General features: G+C 72.6%; 20 protein-coding genes. 14 read left to right on the forward strand and 6 right to left on the reverse strand.

Translation table 11 applies throughout. The annotated features are described in order from the left end of the window. Window positions 1–52 precede the first annotated feature (52 nt). Window positions 53–1987 carry a single-stranded-DNA-specific exonuclease RecJ gene (gene recJ, locus KBY90_RS06775; protein ID WP_254967747.1) on the forward strand — a complete coding sequence of 645 codons (1935 nt, stop codon included), beginning with the start codon at window positions 53–55 and terminating at the stop codon, window positions 1985–1987. A gap of 19 nt (window positions 1988–2006) precedes the next feature. Here recJ and psb30 read toward each other — a convergent pair whose 3' ends face one another. Beyond that, complete coding sequence (gene psb30 / locus KBY90_RS06780; RefSeq protein WP_254967748.1) at window positions 2007–2114, reverse strand: photosystem II reaction center protein Ycf12/Psb30; 108 nt, start codon at window positions 2112–2114, stop codon at window positions 2007–2009. Window positions 2115–2234: 120 nt separating this feature from the next. Here psb30 and KBY90_RS06785 point away from each other — a divergent pair, with 120 nt between their 5' ends. The 12 genes from KBY90_RS06785 (at window position 2235) to KBY90_RS06840 (ending at window position 13231) form a co-directional block, all read left to right on the forward strand. Next, window positions 2235–2591 carry a YkgJ family cysteine cluster protein gene (locus KBY90_RS06785; protein ID WP_254967749.1) on the forward strand — a complete coding sequence of 119 codons (357 nt, stop codon included), beginning with the start codon at window positions 2235–2237 and terminating at the stop codon, window positions 2589–2591. Next, window positions 2588–3010, forward strand: a complete 423-nt coding sequence (locus KBY90_RS06790) for a TMEM165/GDT1 family protein (RefSeq protein ID WP_254967750.1) — start codon at window positions 2588–2590, stop codon at window positions 3008–3010. The genes KBY90_RS06785 and KBY90_RS06790 overlap by 4 nt, the downstream gene beginning before the upstream one ends. 88 nt (window positions 3011–3098) lie before the next feature. Beyond that, window positions 3099–3407: a TMEM165/GDT1 family protein gene (locus tag KBY90_RS06795; RefSeq protein WP_254967751.1), complete on the forward strand. Its 309-nt coding sequence runs from the start codon at window positions 3099–3101 to the stop codon at window positions 3405–3407. Window positions 3408–3549: 142 nt separating this feature from the next. Continuing rightward, on the forward strand, window positions 3550–5901 hold the full coding sequence (locus KBY90_RS06800) for an RNB domain-containing ribonuclease (protein ID WP_254967752.1): 2352 nt from the start codon (window positions 3550–3552) through the stop codon (window positions 5899–5901). A gap of 3 nt (window positions 5902–5904) precedes the next feature. Then, entirely contained in the window at window positions 5905–6561 is a 657-nt protein-coding gene (locus KBY90_RS06805) for a flavin prenyltransferase UbiX (RefSeq protein WP_254967753.1), read from the forward strand. Beyond that, entirely contained in the window at window positions 6558–7091 is a 534-nt protein-coding gene (locus tag KBY90_RS06810; protein ID WP_254967754.1) for a hypothetical protein, read from the forward strand. The genes KBY90_RS06805 and KBY90_RS06810 overlap by 4 nt, the downstream gene beginning before the upstream one ends. 52 nt (window positions 7092–7143) lie before the next feature. Further along, the gene (locus tag KBY90_RS06815; RefSeq protein WP_254967755.1) at window positions 7144–7644 is read left to right on the forward strand and encodes a DUF2996 domain-containing protein; all 501 of its coding nucleotides are present in this window, start codon (window positions 7144–7146) and stop codon (window positions 7642–7644) included. A gap of 92 nt (window positions 7645–7736) precedes the next feature. Further along, on the forward strand, window positions 7737–8840 hold the full coding sequence (gene acsF, locus KBY90_RS06820) for a magnesium-protoporphyrin IX monomethyl ester (oxidative) cyclase (protein ID WP_254967756.1): 1104 nt from the start codon (window positions 7737–7739) through the stop codon (window positions 8838–8840). An 81-nt stretch (window positions 8841–8921) separates the two neighbouring features. Next, on the forward strand, window positions 8922–10352 hold the full coding sequence (locus tag KBY90_RS06825; protein ID WP_254967757.1) for a TldD/PmbA family protein: 1431 nt from the start codon (window positions 8922–8924) through the stop codon (window positions 10350–10352). Between the two features lie 2 nt (window positions 10353–10354). Next, the gene (locus KBY90_RS06830) at window positions 10355–11803 is read left to right on the forward strand and encodes a TldD/PmbA family protein (RefSeq protein WP_254967758.1); all 1449 of its coding nucleotides are present in this window, start codon (window positions 10355–10357) and stop codon (window positions 11801–11803) included. A gap of 42 nt (window positions 11804–11845) precedes the next feature. Continuing rightward, window positions 11846–12925 carry a methionyl-tRNA formyltransferase gene (gene fmt, locus KBY90_RS06835; protein ID WP_254967759.1) on the forward strand — a complete coding sequence of 360 codons (1080 nt, stop codon included), beginning with the start codon at window positions 11846–11848 and terminating at the stop codon, window positions 12923–12925. A gap of 153 nt (window positions 12926–13078) precedes the next feature. After that, the gene (locus KBY90_RS06840; RefSeq protein WP_254967760.1) at window positions 13079–13231 is read left to right on the forward strand and encodes a hypothetical protein; all 153 of its coding nucleotides are present in this window, start codon (window positions 13079–13081) and stop codon (window positions 13229–13231) included. Here the strand turns inward: KBY90_RS06840 and KBY90_RS06845 are convergent. Next, entirely contained in the window at window positions 13204–13422 is a 219-nt protein-coding gene (locus KBY90_RS06845; RefSeq protein ID WP_254967761.1) for a hypothetical protein, read from the reverse strand. The two genes, KBY90_RS06840 and KBY90_RS06845, sit on opposite strands and share 28 nt — an antisense overlap. Window positions 13423–13472: 50 nt before the next feature. After that, entirely contained in the window at window positions 13473–14690 is a 1218-nt protein-coding gene (locus KBY90_RS06850; protein ID WP_254967762.1) for a DEAD/DEAH box helicase, read from the reverse strand. A gap of 169 nt (window positions 14691–14859) precedes the next feature. Here KBY90_RS06850 and KBY90_RS06855 point away from each other — a divergent pair, with 169 nt between their 5' ends. Then, the gene (locus tag KBY90_RS06855) at window positions 14860–14982 is read left to right on the forward strand and encodes a hypothetical protein (protein WP_254967764.1); all 123 of its coding nucleotides are present in this window, start codon (window positions 14860–14862) and stop codon (window positions 14980–14982) included. A gap of 36 nt (window positions 14983–15018) precedes the next feature. Here the strand turns inward: KBY90_RS06855 and KBY90_RS06860 are convergent, their stop codons facing one another. From KBY90_RS06860 to KBY90_RS06870, 3 genes are read right to left on the reverse strand one after another with little or no spacing between them, the layout of a single operon-like run. After that, window positions 15019–15762 (reverse strand): hypothetical protein, encoded by a 744-nt coding sequence (locus KBY90_RS06860; RefSeq protein ID WP_254967765.1) that lies wholly within the window; start codon window positions 15760–15762, stop codon window positions 15019–15021. Next, window positions 15762–16169 (reverse strand): DUF6464 family protein, encoded by a 408-nt coding sequence (locus tag KBY90_RS06865; RefSeq protein ID WP_254967766.1) that lies wholly within the window; start codon window positions 16167–16169, stop codon window positions 15762–15764. The genes KBY90_RS06860 and KBY90_RS06865 overlap by 1 nt, the downstream gene beginning before the upstream one ends. A gap of 9 nt (window positions 16170–16178) precedes the next feature. Beyond that, window positions 16179–16955 carry a TerC family protein gene (locus tag KBY90_RS06870; RefSeq protein WP_254967767.1) on the reverse strand — a complete coding sequence of 259 codons (777 nt, stop codon included), beginning with the start codon at window positions 16953–16955 and terminating at the stop codon, window positions 16179–16181. Window positions 16956–17000: the final 45 nt, after the last annotated feature.

Genomic DNA, 17000 nt, shown 5'->3' on the forward strand with positions numbered 1-17000 from the left:
CAAGCCGCGCACGCTGGCCCGCCAGCCTAGGCAGCCCACCTGGACGCCCACAATGGGGGGCCGAACCGCCGTCGCCGCGTTGCTCCCCGCCCTTCACGAGCAGCGCTGGCAGCTTCCCGCGGCCCTCGGAGCGCTCAGCGATCCGACAGCGCTGCGGCAGCTCAACCCGCCCGGAGCCGAACCACTCCCCGAGCCTCTGCTGGCCCTGCTGGCACGGCGGGGCCACACCAGCGCCGAGGCGGTGGCGGCCCTGCTCGCCCCCCCGGCGGCCCCCGAGCCGCTCGAGCACTTCGCCGACCTGGCCGTGGCGGCGGCACGGCTGGAGCAGGCCTGCCGCGGCGGCGAGGCGGTGGCGATCTGCGGCGACTACGACGCCGACGGCATGACCAGCACGGCCCTGCTGGTGGGGGTGCTGAGCCGACTCGGAGCCAACCCCCGGGGAGCCATCCCCAGCCGCATGGAGGACGGCTACGGCCTCAACGCCGCCATGGTGGAGGAGCTGGCGGGCGAGGGGGTGGGCCTGCTGGTGACCGTCGACAACGGCGTCTCCGCCCACGAGGCCCTGGAGCGGGCCCGGGACCTGGGAGTGGAGGTGATCCTCACCGATCACCACACCATTCCGGCCACGCTCCCGCCCCATCTGGCCCTGCTGCACCCCCAGCGCACGCCGGAGGGTTCGCCCTTCCGCGGCCTTGCCGGCGTGGGTCTGGCCTACGTGCTGGCGGCGGCACTGTGCCGGCGGATGGGCAGCGCCGAGGGGCTGCGCATGGCCATGGACCTGTTCTGCGTCGGCACCATCGCCGACATGGCGCCGCTCCAGGGGGTGAACCGCCGCTGGCTGATCGACGGACTGCCCCGCCTGAGCAGCAGCGGCCTGGCGGGACTGCAGGCCCTGCAGCGCCTGGCCGGCATCGAGGGGCAGCCCCTCGATGCCGAGGCGGTGGCCTTCCGCATCGCCCCCCGCATCAACGCCGTGGGGCGCCTGGGGGACCCGCGGCTGGTGGTGGAGCTGCTCACCACCGGCGAGCCTGAGCGTGCCCTCGAGCTGGCCCGCGACTGCGAGACCCTCAACCGCCAGCGGCGGGAGCTCTGCGAGGCGATCGAGGCCGAGGCCCTGGCGCTGCTGGAGGCCGATGGCAGCGAGCGGCCTGCCTTCCTGCTGCTGGCCCAGAACCACTGGCACCACGGCGTGATCGGCATCGTGGCCGCACGGCTGGTGGAACGGCTAAACCGGCCCTGCGCCCTGCTGGCGGGGGAGGGCAACGGCCGCCTGCGGGCCTCGGTGCGTGCTCCGCGGGGCTTCGCCGTGGATGGGGCCCTGCAGGCCTGCGCCGAACTGCTCGAGCGCTTCGGCGGCCACCCGGCCGCCGGCGGCTTCAGCGTGCGCGCCGAGCGGCTCGAGGCGCTGCGACAGCGGCTGGAGGAGCGGGCCCGGCTATGGCTGCAGGAGCGCGGTGGCAGCCATCCGGTGGAACCGGAGGCACTGCTGCGCCTGGCGGCGATCGACCGGGAGTTCCTGCGCCAGCAGCGGCGGCTGGAACCGTTCGGCATCGGCCACCCCCAGCCGGTGTACTGGAGCAGCGGCTGCGAACTGGTGAGCCAGAAGCTGCTGCGGGGCGGCCACCTGCAGCTGGAGCTGGAGCAGGACGGCGCCCGGCTGCGGGCGATCGGCTGGCGCTGGCAGGGGGAAGCCCGGCTGCCGCGCTGGCTGGATGTGGCCTACCGGCTGCGGCTCGACCGCTGGCAGGAGCGGGAGCGGCTGCAGCTGGAGCTGGTGGGGGTGCGGCCCAGTGCGACGGGCGAGCATGGAGAGGGCGAAGTGATCCTGCAGCGCGGAGACCGGCTCTACTGGTGCCGCCGCGACGGGGAGGGGCTGGTGATCCGCAACGCCACCGGTGAGGAACTGCACAGCGCCAGCAGTCCGGACCACCCCTATCTAAGGGCCCTGCTGCAGGACGCGGCCATGGCCCTGGGCCTGGCCGCCTGAACGGCTCCCAGAGCGCGCCTCAGAGGGCGCCGCGGCGGTAGAAGAGGATGAAGATCACAGCCGGACCGGCCAGGGTGATCAGGGCCAGGGCGGTGAAGTTGGCGATCAGGTGGAAGTCGATGCCCATGGGTGCCGGTGCGCTGGAGCGAATCGCTGGGCGCCAGAGTAGGGCCCGGCCACGGCCCGGCCGGCTGCAGCCCTGGCTCTGTGACCGGTTGTCACGCGACTTCCCCCGCCGCATCACCCCGTGAAGCCAGCCCCCACCTGGACCTGCATCGCCGGCTGCGGCGCCTGCTGCCGGCTGGATCCGGAGCTGCGGCAGGAGGCCCTGGAGGCTCTGAACCCCGCCCAGCGGCAGGAGTACCTGACGCTGGTGGGCGCGGATGGCTGGTGCCGCCACTACGACACCGGCGGCCGGCGATGCCGGGTGTACGACGGCAGGCCGGATTTCTGCCGCGTGGCCAATCTCATGGCGCTGTTCGGCGCCGAAGGCCAGGCTGCCGATGCCCTGGCGATCGCCTGCTGCAAGCAGCAGATCCGCAGCGAGTACGGCGGCCGTGGCAAGGTGATGCGCCGCTTCCTGCGCGCGATCCGCCGATCATGACCAGCAGCGAGGATCCCAGCAGCTCCCCGGCCACCTCTCTGGAGCCCGCTCTGGAGCCCGCAGCGGGGCCGGCTGGCGATTCCAGCCCGCACGGAGCGGGAACCGGGGCCTTCCTCGGCGCCCTGGCCACCACTTTCACCACCGTGTTCCTCGCCGAGCTGGGCGACAAGACCCAGCTGGCGGCCCTGCTGCTCTCGGCTCAGTCCGGGCGGCCGCTGCTGGTGTTCATCGGCGCTTCCCTGGCCCTGATCAGCTCGAGCCTGGTGGGGGTGCTGCTGGGCCGCTGGCTGGCCCGGCTGCTGCCGGCCCACGAGCTGGAACGGCTGGCCGGCCTGCTGATGGTGGGACTGAGCCTCTGGCTGGGCCGTCAGGCGGTTCTGCAGCTCAACGCCCCGCCCCCGGATCTCCCCCTGGGCTGAGTCCGCCCGGGCACAACCCGCCGCACCACAGCCCACCTCCCGCCTGCTGCCCACTGCCCAAAGCCGCCTGCCGCCCGCTACCCGCGAAATGGACCTCAGCCTGCTTGCCTCCACCTTCGTCACCGTCTTCCTGGCGGAGCTGGGCGACAAGACCCAGCTGGCGATCGTGAGCATCAGCGGCACCTCCAGCCGGCCGCTGGCGGTGTTCGCCGGCAGCTCCCTCGCCCTCGTGCTGGCCAGCCTGCTGGGGGCGGCGGCCGGCGGGTCGCTGTCGGCGGTGATCCCCACCAACCTGCTGCAGCTGGCCGCCTCGGGCGGTTTCCTGGTGCTGGGGATCCGCCTGATCCGCAAGGCCGCCAGGGCCGAGGCCGGCGCAGTGGACGCCGAGGAGGTCTGAGGCGCGCGGCTGCATACAATCGGCCCAGTTGGAGGAGGGTCGAGGGCATCGCTCCGAGCCCGGTCCCGCCACTCCCGATCGCCATCCCCGCGCGCCCCCTGGGGCGATTCCCGATGGCCACCGCCAAACAACCCGCTACCCCATGAAGTTCACGGTCGCCGACCTGCTCGACCAGCTTCCCGCCCACGAGGCCCTACCCCCGACCCGGCTCGAGAAAGCCCTGGGGCTGAGCCACACCACCGACAAGCAGCAGCTGCGCATCGCCCTCGATGGCCTGATCAGGCTGGGCCTGATCCAGGAGAGCGAAGCCGGTCTGCAGCGCAGCGACGCCCCCGATCTCATCCCCGCCCGGCTGCGCTGCTCCAGCAAGGGGTTCTGCTTCGCCCTGCGGGAGGACGGCGGCGAGGACATCTACATCCGTGAACACCAGCTGAACCACGCCTGGAACGGCGATCGGGTGCTGGTGAAGGTGACCCGGGAAGGCGGCCGGCGCCGTTCCCCCGAAGGCGGCGTGCAGTGCATCCTCGAACGCCAGACCCCCTCCCTCCTGGCCCAGGTGGAGCAGCAGCAGGAGCAGCTGGTGGCCACCCCCCTGGACGACCGCCTGCTGACCACCGTGGTGCTCACCGCCGGCGACGCCGAGCACCTCGACCCGGAGCAGGAGTCGGTGGTGGAGGTGGTGATCGACCGCTATCCGGTGGCGCAGTTCGCTCCCCAGGGGCATGTGGCCCGGCGGCTGCCCGTGAACGGCGGCGAGGAGGCCGACCTGGAGCTGCTGCTCACCAAGCACCGGCTCAACAGCCGCCCCGCCTGCCCCCGCGCCAGCCTGCGCACTCCCGTCGCCGCCGAACGGGAGGACCTCACCGGCCAGGCGGCGCTGCTGCCGCAGCTGTGGTCGGGCCAGGGGGCGCCGCCCCTGCCGGCGCTGGCCCTGGAAGCCCGCGAGGGGGGCTGGACCCTGTGGCTGCACAGTCCCGCGGTGGCCGAACGCGTCAGTGCCGGCACCAGCCTCGACCAGTGGTTGCGGGACCAGGCCGATGCGCTCTGCGTGGGGCGCCAGTGGCTGCCCCTGCTCAGCCCCGCCCTCACCAAGGCGGCGGCGTTCGCGCCGGGAGAGGAACAGGCGGCCGTGTCGGTGGCCCTGGAGCTCGACGGCGACGGCCGGCTGCAGGGCTACCGCTTCTGCCGCAGCCGGATCAAGCCGCTGGCCGCGGTCGACCTGGCCGCCCTCACCGCCCTGGTGGAGCGCAAGCCGAAGAGCCGCACCGTGCCGGCGGCGCTCAAGCCGGTGAAGAACGCCCTGGAGCAGCTCGAGCAGCTGGTGGAGCTCAGTCAGCGGCTGCGCGAGCGCCGGCTGGAGAGCGGTTCGATCGAGCTCGACCTGCCGATGCCGCCGATCGCCTGCCTCGCCGATCTCACCGTTCCCTCGCCGAGCCCGGCCCAGCAGGGCTGGCTGGTGGCCCTGCCGCCCCATCACCCCGGCGCCATCCTGCGCGAGGCGGTGCTGCTGGCCGACCGGGCCCTGGGCGAGCACCTGGCGGCCCTGGGCCTGCCGGCGATCTTCGCGCTCAACCCCGGACCCGACAGCGGCGACCTCAACGACGTGGCCAAGGCCGCGCTGGCGCTGGAAATCCCCCTGGAGCTGGGTGAGGAGGGCCATGCCGGCGCCGCCGAGCTGGCGGTGGCCTTCGCCGCCAGCAGCCGCAGCCGCTCGCTGCAGCAGCAGCTCTGCGGGGTGCTGCAGCCCGTGCAGCTGAGCACCACCCCCGGCAGCGTCGCCCTGGCCGGGCTGACGGGTGAGGAGGCGGCCCTGGCCCCCTGGAGCTGTCCCGGGCTGCACTACGCGGACATCTGGAACCAGCGCCTGCTGGTGGTGCTGCTCACCCAGGGCAAGGACCGGCCCAGTCCGCGTCACAAGACCAGCGTCGATCTGGCGTCGCCCGCCTGCCACGGCAGCATCGACTGGCCCCTGCTGGAGCCGGACCAGCTTGCCGACCTGCAGCAGGCCCACGAGCACGGTCTGGTGCAGCGGCTCAATGGCCGCAGGCGGTTCCGTGCGGAGCTGGAAGCCGACCTGCTGGCGATGGCTCAGGCCCGTCAGGCCGAACCGCTCGTGGGCCAGGTGCTCCCGGGTGTGATCAGCGGTGTGCAGAGCTACGGCTTCTTCGTGGAGGTGCCCCCCTCCAACGTGGAGGGCCTCGTGCACGTGAGCTCGCTCAAGGACGACTGGTACGAGTACCGGTCGCGGCAGAACCGGCTGGTGGGCCGCAAGAACCGCCGCACCTACATGCTGGGCGACGCGGTGGAGGTGGAGATCCAGAAGGTGGATGCCCTGCGCCACCAGATCGATCTGGCCGTGGTGCAGCCCGAGCTGGAGCCCCTCGACGAGCGGGAGGCGGACGCCGAGGACGCCGACGCCGACGTCAACGCCGACGCTGCAGCGCACGAGGAGCAGGAGCACTTCGCCCCGGTGCCCGTGCTCAGCGAGGTCTGAACCGTGGCCCCGGAAGCGCCGGTCGTGCTGGCCATCTCCGGCGCCTCGGCCCAGCCCCTGGCCCAGCGTGCCCTGCAACTGCTGCTGGAGGCCGGTGAGGCCGTGGAACTGGTGACCAGCCGGGGGGCGATCGGCGTCTGGCAGGCGGAGCTGGGGGTGCAGGTGCCGGGCGATCCGCGGGCCCAGGAACGCTTCTGGCGGGAGCGCACAGGCTGCAGCGGCGGCCAGCTGCGCTGCCATCGCTGGAACGACCAGGCGGCCGCGATCGCCAGCGGCAGCTTCCGCACCCGAGGCATGGTGATCCTGCCGGCCTCGATGGGCACCGTGGGCCGCATCGCCACAGGCGTGGCCCTGGATCTGGTGGAGCGGGCCGCCGACGTGCACCTCAAGGAGGCCCGGCCCCTAGTGATCTGCCCCCGGGAGACCCCCTGGAACCTGGTGCATCTGCGCAACCTCACCAGCCTGGCCGAAGCGGGCGCGCGCATCGCCCCGCCGGTGCCGGCCTGGTACCACCAGCCCCGCACGATCGAGGACATGGTGGACTTCCTGGTGATCCGGGTGTTCGACCTGCTCGGCTACGACCTGGGGATGCTGCGGCGTTGGCAGGGCCCGGTGCGGCGTGCAGACTCTGGCCCTGGCCGCCGCGACGCCGCCTCTTGAGCCTGCTGCGCCGACTGCTGCTGCTGCCCCTGCTGGCCCCGCTGCTGGCGGTACTGGTGATCGGGGCGGTCAACCCGCGGCCGGCGGTGCGCATGCGTCTGCTCACCTGGACCTCGCCGCCGCTGCCGATCGGGGTGTGGCTGCTGCTGGCCTCCGGCGGCGGGGCGGTGCTCAGCGCCGGCGCCACCGCCCTGGCCCTGCAGGGCCAGAGGCCACCGCTCCAGCGGCAGGTGGTCCGCGAGGTGTGGCCGGAAGCGGAGGATCGGCGCGCCCCGCGCAACGCAGCGCCGCCGCCCCCCCCGGCGCAGGCGGCGGCGTCCGCAGCCGGCCCCAGCCGCCCGCCGGGGGAGCCGGCACCCACCGTCGCGGTGACCTACCGGGTGATCCGCCGCCCGGCTGCCGCCGCCGCGCCGGCCGAGCGTCAGGGCGGCGAGCGGCATGGCGCAGGTGGCGGCGCCACCCCGGCCAGCGGCACCACGCAGGCTGGCGGCGACGATGGCTGGGAGCCCCTGCCGGGCGAGGACTGGTGAGACCAGAGCCCTGACTAGAGTCGGGCCGCCGACGCGCGGGGCCCTGATTCCAGTGAGCGATCCCACTCCAAGCGATCCCACTCCAGCCGAAGCCGCCAGCGAGGCGGCAGCCGCACCTCCGGCCGCCAAGCCCGGACCCACGGCCACCGTCAAGCCCGCCGCCAAGGCCGAGGCCAAACCGGCCAGGCCGCCGGCTCCGGAGGACGCCCCCTTCGCCAGCTTCGTGCCCGACGCGCTCCTGCCGGCCCTGGCCCGGGAGATCCGCAGCTACGGAGGACCGGAGCCGCAGCTGCGCTTCGAGCAGGGGAGCATGCCGGTGGTGGGTGGCCCCTGCTGGATGGTGGCGGGCGAGCTGCCGGGAGAGCGGCGCTTCTGGCTCTGCTTCACCGCCGAGGACATCGGCTCAGCCAAGACGGTGGCCCTGGCCGAATCGGGCAGCGAACCCACCCTCCTGGAGCCGTTCCTGTCCGATGAGAAGAAGATGAGCCAGGCGCTGCTGGTGTCGCGGCTGGTGCAACGGCTCAACGGCCAGAAGTGGCTCGGCCCCAACTGAACTGCACCGGCACTGCAGCGTCGCTTTACATCGACCACCCCCGGCGGCTGGATGGCCCTTACGATGCCGTCACCGCCCCGTGCAGCCCCTCGATGGTGCCCCCCTCCGCAGTCGCTCCTACCGCTGCCCCGGCCGGCCAGCCGGTCGGCACCCCCGACGCCCCGGCCATCAAGGACCCGGTGAAGGACACGATCCTCACCCCCCGCTTCTACACCACGGATTTCGACGCCATGGCGGCGATGGATCTGCGGCCCAACGAAGTCGAGCTGGAGGCCATCTGCGAGGAGTTCCGCAAGGACTACAACCGCCACCACTTCGTGCGCAACGCCGAGTTCGAAGGCGCCGCCGACAAGCTCGACCCAGAAACCCGCAAGGTGTTCGTGGAGTTCCTCGAGCAGAGCTGCACCTCCGAGTTCTCGGGCTTCCTGCTCTACAAGGAACTCAGCCGCCGCATCAAGGAGAAGAACCCGCTGCTGGCCGAGTGCTTCGCCCACATGGCCCGCGATGAGGCCCGCCATGCCGGCTTCCTCAACAAGGCGATGAGCGACTTCGGGCTGCAGCTCGACCTGGGCTTCCTCACCGCCAACAAGGCCTACACCTACTTCAAGCCCAAGTTCATCTTCTACGCCACCTACCTGAGCGAGAAGATCGGCTACTGGCGCTACATCGCCATCTACCGCCACCTCGAGAAGCACCCCGAGAGCAAGATCTTCCCGATCTTCAACTTCTTCGAGAACTGGTGCCAGGACGAGAACCGCCACGGCGACTTCTTCGACGCCCTGATGAAGGCCCAGCCCGACACCGTGCGCGGCTTCACCTCCCGCCTGTGGTGCCGCTTCTTCCTGCTGGCGGTGTTCGCCACCATGTACGTCCGCGACGTGGCCCGCAAGGAGTTCTATGAAGCGCTGGGCCTGGATGCGCGGGAGTACGACAAGTACGTGATCGACAAGACCAACGAGACCTCCGCCCGGGTGTTCCCGGTGGTGCTCGACGTGCGCAACCCCCGCTTCTGGGACGGACTGGAGCGGCTGGTGGCCAACAACGCCCGGCTGAGCGCCGCCGACGAGAGCGCGGCACCTGCTCCGCTCAAGACCCTGCGCAAGCTGCCCTACTGGCTGGCCAACGGCCTGCAGATGGCCCAGCTGTTCCTGATGAAGCCGGTCCGCAGCGAGGAGTTCCAGCCGGCCGTGCGCTGAACCCGGGCCCCCGGACCGGGCGCCGTGGCGTCCAGGTCCGGGGGTGCATTTGCTAGGACGAGCGGACCGCGTTCGATGCCGATGGTCGTCACCGCTCCCCCGCCCCGCCTGCAGCAGCTGGACGCCGGCTGGCGACACCGGCTCGAGCCCCTGCTGGCCGCCGGCCGGGCCGCCGGGGCCGACCTGGTGGAGGTGTTCCTGGAGCGCATCGAACACGTCGGCGTGCTGGCCGAGCAGGACGGCATCACCAGCGTCAGCCCGGCCTTCGGCATGGGAGCCGGGCTGCGGGTGTTCCGGGGTCTGCGCGACGGCTTCGTGAGCACCAACGACCTCAGCCAGGCCGGCCTGATGGCCGCCCTGGAGCAGGCCCTGGGCATGCTCGGCCTGGAGCTCAGCGCCGTGGCGGCGAGCCGCTTCGACGGCCTCCCCGACCTGCGCGACCACGGACTCGGCAAGGGGGACTGGCTGCAGCGCTGTCCCGGCCTGCCCGAGGCCACCGGCCGGCTGCTGGAAGGCACCCGGCGCCTGGAGCAGGTGGGCCGCCATCTGCAGGTGCGCCGCGGCAGCTACGCCCGCGACTGGCAGGAGGTGCTGGTGGCCGCCAGCGACGGCACCTTCGCCCGCGACGTGCGCCTGCACCAGTCCCTGGGGCTGAGTGTGCTGGCGGCGGACGGCGAGCACCGCGCCAGCATCGGCCGCCGCTACGGCAGCGCCGGCCGGCCCGACCAGCTGCGCGAGTGGGACGTGGACGCCAGTGCCCGGGAGGTGTGCGAGAGCGCCGGCACGATGCTCTACGCCGACTACGTGGAGGCCGGCCAGATGCCGGCGGTGCTGGCCAACCGCTTCGGCGGGGTGATCTTCCACGAGGCCTGCGGCCATCTGCTGGAGACCACCCAGGTGGAGCGCGGCACCACCCCCTTCACCGACAAGGTGGGCGAAGCGATCGCCCACCAGGCCGTGACGGCCATCGACGAGGGTGTCAGCGACGGTGCTTTCGGTTCCCTGTCGATGGACGACGAGGGCATGGAGCCCCAGCACACCGTGCTGATCGAGAACGGCGTGCTGCAGCGCTTCCTGTCCGACCGGGCCGGCGAGCTGCGCACCGGTCACGCCCGCACCGGCAGCGGCCGGCGCCAGAGCCACGGCTTCGCCGCCGCCAGCCGCATGCGCAACACCTACATCGCCGCCGGTCCCCACACCCCCGAGGAGCTGATCGCCTCGGTGGACCACGGCCTCTACTGCAAATCCATGGGGGGTGGCAGCGTCGGCCCCACCGGCCAGTTCAACTTCTCGGTGGAGGAGGGCTACCTGATCGAGAACGGCCGGCTCACCAGGCCGGTGAAGGGGGCCACCCTGATCGGGGAGGCCAAGGAGGTGATGCCGCGCATCTCGATGTGCGCCAACGACCTGGAGCTGGCCGCCGGCTTCTGCGGCTCGGTGAGCGGCAGCGTCAACGTCACCGTGGGCCAGCCCCACATCAAGGTGGACACAATCACCGTGGGGGGCCGCTGACCATGACACCGACCACCGCAGCCGTCACCCCGTCAACCGCCACCGCCACCGCCACCGCCACCGCTGACAACGCCGCCGCGAGCGGGCTGGATGCAGCGGCCCTGCGCGGCACGCTGGAGCGCCTCGCCGCCAGCCACGGCATCCGCCAGTGGGACCTGGGCGCCTCCTGCAGCACCGACATCTCGGTGCAGGTGGACCGGGGCGAGGCCAAGCAGATGAAGGGTGCCCAGCGCAGCGCCATCACCGTGCGGGTCTGGAACGACGAGGGACTGGTGGGAGTGACCAGCACCTCCGACCTCTCCGATGCCGGCCTGGAGACGGCCCTGGTGGGGGCGCGGGCCGCCAGTGCCTTCGGCAACCCCGACGACACCCCCGCCTTCTCGCCCCTGGCGACGGCGCCGCTGCCGGAGCTGGAGCAGCCCCTGCGGCCGGCGCGGCCGATCCTGCGCCTGCTCGACACCCTCCAGGACGCCGAGCGGCAGCTGCTGGAGCGCCACCCCGCGATCGGCACCGTGCCCTACAACGGCCTGGCCCAGCGGTTGAGCGAGCGCCTCTACCTCAACAGCGCCGGCGCCTGCCGCCAGCAGCGCCTGAGCACCGCCAGCCTCTACCTCTACGCCCGGGCGGAGGAAACCGGCCGCAAGCCCCGCAGCGCCGGCGCCGTGCGCATGGCCTACGGCGTCGACGACCTCGATGTGGCCGGCTGCATCGACGAGGCGGCCGAGCGCACGATCAGCCACCTCGACTACGGCCCGATCGACACCGGCCGCTACACCTGCGTGTTCACCCCGGAGGCGTTTCTCGATCTGATCGGCGCCTTCTCCAGCCTGTTCAATGCCCGGGCCGTGCTCGACGGCGTCAGCCTCAGCGGTCGCAACGCCATCGGCCAGCCCCTGGCGGTGCCATTCCTGTCGATCCACGACAACGGCCTGCATCCCGGCAACATCGGCGCCGCGGCCTTCGACGGCGAGGGCACGCCCACCCGCCCCCTGGCCCTGGTGGAAGGCGGTGTGCTGCGTCACTTCCTGCACTCCGAGGCCACGGCCCGGGCCTTCGGGGTGGAGCCCACCGGCCACGCCGGCATGGGCGCCAAGGTGTCGGTGAGCCCCGACTGGTTCGAGGTGGGGCCCACCCCCGGCAGCGACGGCGGCCAGCAGGGTCTCGACCACCGGGCGCCGGGCCAGAGCGATGGCCCCGGGCTGGTGGTGATCGATTCCCTCTCGGCCCTGCATGCCGGCGTCAAGGCCAGCCAGGGCAGCTTCTCGCTGCCCTTCGACGGCTGGCTGGTGCGCGGCGGCGAGGCCCGCTCGATCGAGGCCGCCACGGTGGCCGGCGACATCCGCCAGCTGCTCAACGCGATCGTGGGCTTCGAGGGCGAGGCGAAGATCACCCCCGACGGCCTCTGCCCGCACGTGTGGGTGGAGGATCTGTCGATCACCGGCGACGCCTGACCGTCGGAGCGGGGGGTCTGTGGGCAGCCCAAGCTGGGGGCCATGAAGATCCTGTTCTGGGGCACCCCGGCCTACGCGGTGCCCAGCCTCGATGCCCTGGTGACCGCCGGCCATGAGCTGGTGGGGGTGGTGAGCCAGCCCGACCGGCGCCGCGGCCGCGGCAAGGAGCTGATGCCCAGCTCCGTGAAGGCCCGCGCCCTGGAGCTGGGCGTGCCGGTGTTCACGCCGGAACGCATCCGCCGGGAACCGGCCATCCAGGCCGAGCTGGCGGCCCTGGGCGCCGACGCGTCGGTGGTGGTGGCCTTCGGCCAGATCCTGCCGCCGGAGGTGCTGGAGCAGCCGCCGCTCGGCTGCTGGAACGGCCACGGCTCCCTGCTGCCGCGCTGGCGGGGGGCGGCGCCGATCCAGTGGAGCCTGATCGAGGGCGACAGCCACACCGGCGTGGGCATCATGGCCATGGAGCCCGGGCTGGACACCGGACCGGTGCTGGTGGAACGGGCGATCCCGATCGGGCTGCTGGAGAACGCCAGCCAGCTGGCCGGGCGGCTGGCCAGCCTCACCGCCGAGCTGCTGGTGGAGGCGATGCCCCGCATCGAGGCGGCCGGCCCCGGCCCGCAGGCCGAGCGGCTGGCGCGGCTGGAGGTGCGGCGCCAGAGCGAGGAGGGCATCACCTACGCACGGCTGCTCAGCAAGGAAGACTTCGCGATCGACTGGGCTGAGCCGGCGCTGACGATCCACCGGCGAGTGATGGGGCTCCATCCCGGCGCCCACACGACCTGGGGCGAGCAGCGCCTGCGCCTGCTGGCCACCGAGCCGCTGGTGGTGCGCCTGAGCGATCAGCTCAGCGCCGAGGCGGCCGCCCTCTGCGGCAGGCGCTGGGCGGAGCGGCTGGGCGACGCCCCGGGCACCGTGCTGGCCGTGGAGCCCGGCGTCGGCGCCGTGCTGGCCACCGGCGGCTGTCCGCTGCTGCTGCGGGAGGCCCAGCTGGCGGGGCGGGCGGCCTGCGCGGGGCAGGCGCTGCTGCAGCAGCTGGGCCTGCGCCCCGGCGACCGGCTGGGGACGATGTCTCGTTCTGTGTTGTCAGGGGTCTCACACGTCTCGGAGACCGACAGGCATCGCTAGAGAGGGAGCACAACCGGCTGCACGGCGGGGGCACCAGCCATGACCACCATCACCAGCGCCGGCACGAACAGCGCGGGCAGGACCAGCACAGCCACCCGGCCCGGGGGCCAGCCGGAAGAACATTCAGGAGCGGCGTCCAGGAGCCTCTCGTTCGTGGCCGAAACCGGCGATGGCTGCCGCATCTACCGCCACACCAACGGCCTGTATGCGGTCTGCGCTCCCGGCAGCGACGGTCCGACCCGCACCGCCGCAACCCTCCCCTGCGCCTACGCCACCTGTCAGGACATCACCCGCATGGCAGGCTGATCGGACCCCAGCTGGGGCTGGGAGCGGCGGTAGCGCCCGTGCAGGTCCTCGAGCTGCTGGTGCACCGCCCGCAGCTGCTCGCGGATCGGGCCGCTGTCCTCGATGCGGCCGAGCGCCAGGAGCATCGACTCGATCTGGCTCTTGCAGTCGATCAGCACGCGGCACTGCGGTGATCCGGGCTCGTAGGGCATAGGAGGCAGGTCGGGGGAGGAACGCTCTGGCGCCCCTATCCGAGCGGAGGTCAGCGGTTGCGGTTGTGTCGGTTGTTGCCGTTTGCAGACCGACGGCTGCGGGCGGGAGCAACCGGCTGGCGAGCGCTCCGCCCCCCCCGCCCACGGCCGCCGCTGAGATCGAGCGGTGGCGCCGAGAGCACCGTGGGCTCGAAGCCAGGCACCTCCCGGCTGGGCAGACGGCTGCCGAGCAACCTCTCGATGGCCCGGAGCAGCTCATGCTCCTCGGCCGCCACCAGGGAGATGGCGTGGCCGGGATGGCCGGCCCGGCCAGTGCGGCCGATGCGGTGCACGTAGTCCTCCGCCTGGTTGGGCAGATCGAGGTTGATCACATGCGGCAGCTGGTGGATGTCGATGCCGCGGGCGGCGAGGTCGGTGGCCACCAGCACCCGCAGCTCACCGCTCTTGAAGCCCGCCAGGGCCCGGGTGCGGGCGCCCTGGCTCTTGTTGCCATGGATGGCCGCCGCGGCCATGCCGGCCTTGCTGAGGGTCTCGGCCATGCGGTTGGCGCCGTGCTTGGTGCGGGCGAACACGAGCACCTGCTGCCAGTCGCCCGTAGCGATCAGGTGGCACAGCAGCTCGGACTTGCGGGCCATGTCGCAGGGGTGGAGCAGGTGCTCCACCGTGGGGGCAGCCTGGTTCTCCGGCGTCGCCTGCAGCTGCACCGGGTTGTGCAGCAGACCGTGGGCCAGGGCCTTGATCGGGCCGCTGAAGGTGGCGGAGAAGAGCAGGTTCTGGCGCCGCTCCGGCATCAGCGCCAGCAGGCGGCGGATGTCGCGGATGAAGCCCATGTCGAGCATGCGGTCGGCCTCATCCAGCACCAGCATCTCCACCCGGTCGAGGCGGATGGCGCCCTGCTGCTGCAGATCGAGCAGCCGCCCGGGTGTGGCCACCAGAACGTCGGCGCCGGCCAGCAGCCGGTTGATCTGGGGATTGATCTTCACGCCGCCGAACACCACGTCGCTGCGCAGATCCAGAAAGCGGCCGTAGGCGGCCACGTTCTCCGCCACCTGGGCGGCCAGCTCGCGGGTGGGGGTGAGCACCAGGGCCCGTACCACGCCGCCCCGGGCATGGGGGCCGTGGCGCAGCCGCTCCAGCATCGGCAGGGTGAAGCCGGCGGTCTTGCCGGTGCCCGTCTGGGCGGCCGCCATCACGTCACGGCCCTCCAGCACCGCCGGGATGCACTGCCGCTGGATCGGCGACGGCTGGCTGTAGCCCTTGACGGCCACCGCCTTGACGATCGGCAGGCCCAGCCCGAGGTCGGCGAAGGCGGCGGCGCACTCAGGAGCTCGATCGGCGGGCGGTGCGGCGGGCGGTGCGGTGGGCGGTGTGGTGGGCGGTGCGGTGGCGGCCTGACGGGAGGACGGGCTGACGGACTCCGCAGGAGCCGCGGCGGCGGTGGCCCTCTGCGAGGAGGCCGGCCGGGTGGTGCTGCCGGCGGGCCGGCGCCGGCGCCGCGAGCCGGGGGTGGTGCTGGTGATGGGAAACGCTGGTGCGGTGGCGTTTCACCCTACGGGCTGAATCCCTGGACCCATGAGCAGGGACGCCGGGATTGATTCAGGTGTAGAGCTGCCTGGCCGTGTGCAGCACCCCCAGCAGCTCGGCGTCCTCGAGGTCGAGCAGCTCGGCGCAGCCCTGGGAGCCGAGCCAGCGGCGCAGGGCCGTCGCCCCCTCCGCGCCGTCAAAGCCCGCGAAGAAGCCCTCCTGGGCCGCCAGCACCCGGAACTTGAGGAACTCCAGCAAGCGGCTGCGCAGCCGCACCGGCTCGATCAGGCGGCAGTGCCGGCCGTCCACCCCCAGCTCCAGTTCCAGCTCCAGTGCCGCGTCGTGGCCCACGGCCTCGATCCAGGGGGCCAGCACCTCCAGCTGGTCGTCCGGCTGGTGGTGGCGCTCCTTGGTGGCTGGATCAGGCCGGTAGATCCAGCCCGCCACCGGAGCGGCGGGCTGGTGGCAGGTGACCGCAGGGCAGGAGGACGGCTGCCGCCAGCGCAGCAGGCAGGGCCAGAAGGAGAAGGTTTCAGGAGGGTGGAGGGTGGTCCAGGCCAGCCGCTCCACATGCCAGGCGGGCTGGCGCAGCAGCCAGCGGCCGCCGGGCACGCGCAGGTTGAGGGTGCCGGGATGGCAGCTGGAGAGGTCCAGCCCCAGCCGGGCGAAGTGAGGGATCTGGAGGGCGATCGTGCCGGCGGGATAGGGGCTGCCGGGCGCCGTGCCGGAGGCCACACCGTGGCCCCGCACCCGCTGACAGCGATGCCAGCGCAGGGCCTCGGCCGGAATCGGCGGTGGCGCGGCGGCGATCGCCATCAGAGCGGCCCTGCTGACCGCGGCCCCGAGGAATGCGGCCCCGAGGAAAGCGGCCCCGAGGAAAGCGGACTGAAGTGGCTGCAGCGATCGCAGGGCCCCTCGGGAAGCACGGCGCAGCGCAGCAGCGGGCTGCGGGCGTTGAAACGGCACTGGGGATCGCCGATCACCCAGCCGCCGCCCCAGCGGCGGGCATCGCCGGGCCGGCGCTGGATCTTCACCTGCAGGGCCACCGCCGCCAGCTCGTAGCGGCCGCTGCGCAGCCGGTAGCGATGGCGGCGCTGCAGCACCAGGAAGCTGCGCGGGCCGCACTCCAGCCAGCGGCCGGGCTGGGGCACCTCGCTGAGGGCCTCCACCTCCAGGTGCTCCAGCAGCCGATCACTGCCGATCTCGCGCAGCTCCACCCGCATCGCTGGCCCTCAGTCGGCCTCCGCCAGCAGCCGTCGCGCCGGATTGCGCTCGGAGAATCCCCACAGGAACAGGGCGCCCACCACGGCCAGCAGCAGCCACTCGGGGGGCGCCAGATCGGGAAGCCCCAGGCGCAGCAGCAGCCGCAGCCCCACCAGACCGACGGCCAGATAGCCGGCAGTCTCCAGATGGCGGTAGATCTCCAGCCAGCGGATGAACAGCTCGGCGGTGAGCCGCAGCGCCACCACGCCGATCACGCCCCCGGCGATCACCAGGCCCAGCCGGTCGCTGACCGCCACCGCAGCGGCCACGCTGTCGAGGGAGAAGGCCAGATCGGTGAACGCCAGGGTGGCCACCACGCTGCCCAGGGTGGCGCTGAGGTGCTCGCCTGGATGGCCGCCCACATGGGCACGTGACGCATCGGCGTCACAGACATCGGCCTCGAACCCCTCCTCCTTGCCGGCGAAGACCAGCATCAGGTGGCGGCCGCAGAGCCAGAGCAGGTAGGCGGAGGCCGCCAGCTGCAGCGGCCAGAAGTTCAGCACCCAGCGGGCCGCCAGGATCAGGCCGATGCGGAACACCAGCGCCAGCAGCAGACCCAGGTTGAGGGCCATCTCCTGCCGGGAGCGGTCATGAAGCCGACGCGAGATGGCCGCCAGGGCGATGGCGTTGTCGGCGGAGAGCACCGCCTCCAGCGCCACCAGCAGCGGCAGCAGCAGCAGGATTTCGTGCCACTGATCCGCCGACTGCAGGATCGGCGTGAGCGAGTCGATCGTTCCGGCTTCCATCTCGATCAGCGGGGGGATCACTCTAGGAAGGCCATTTTCGGACAG

Source organism: Cyanobium sp. CH-040 (assembly GCF_024346135.1).
Lineage (GTDB): Bacteria > Cyanobacteriota > Cyanobacteriia > PCC-6307 > Cyanobiaceae > NIES-981.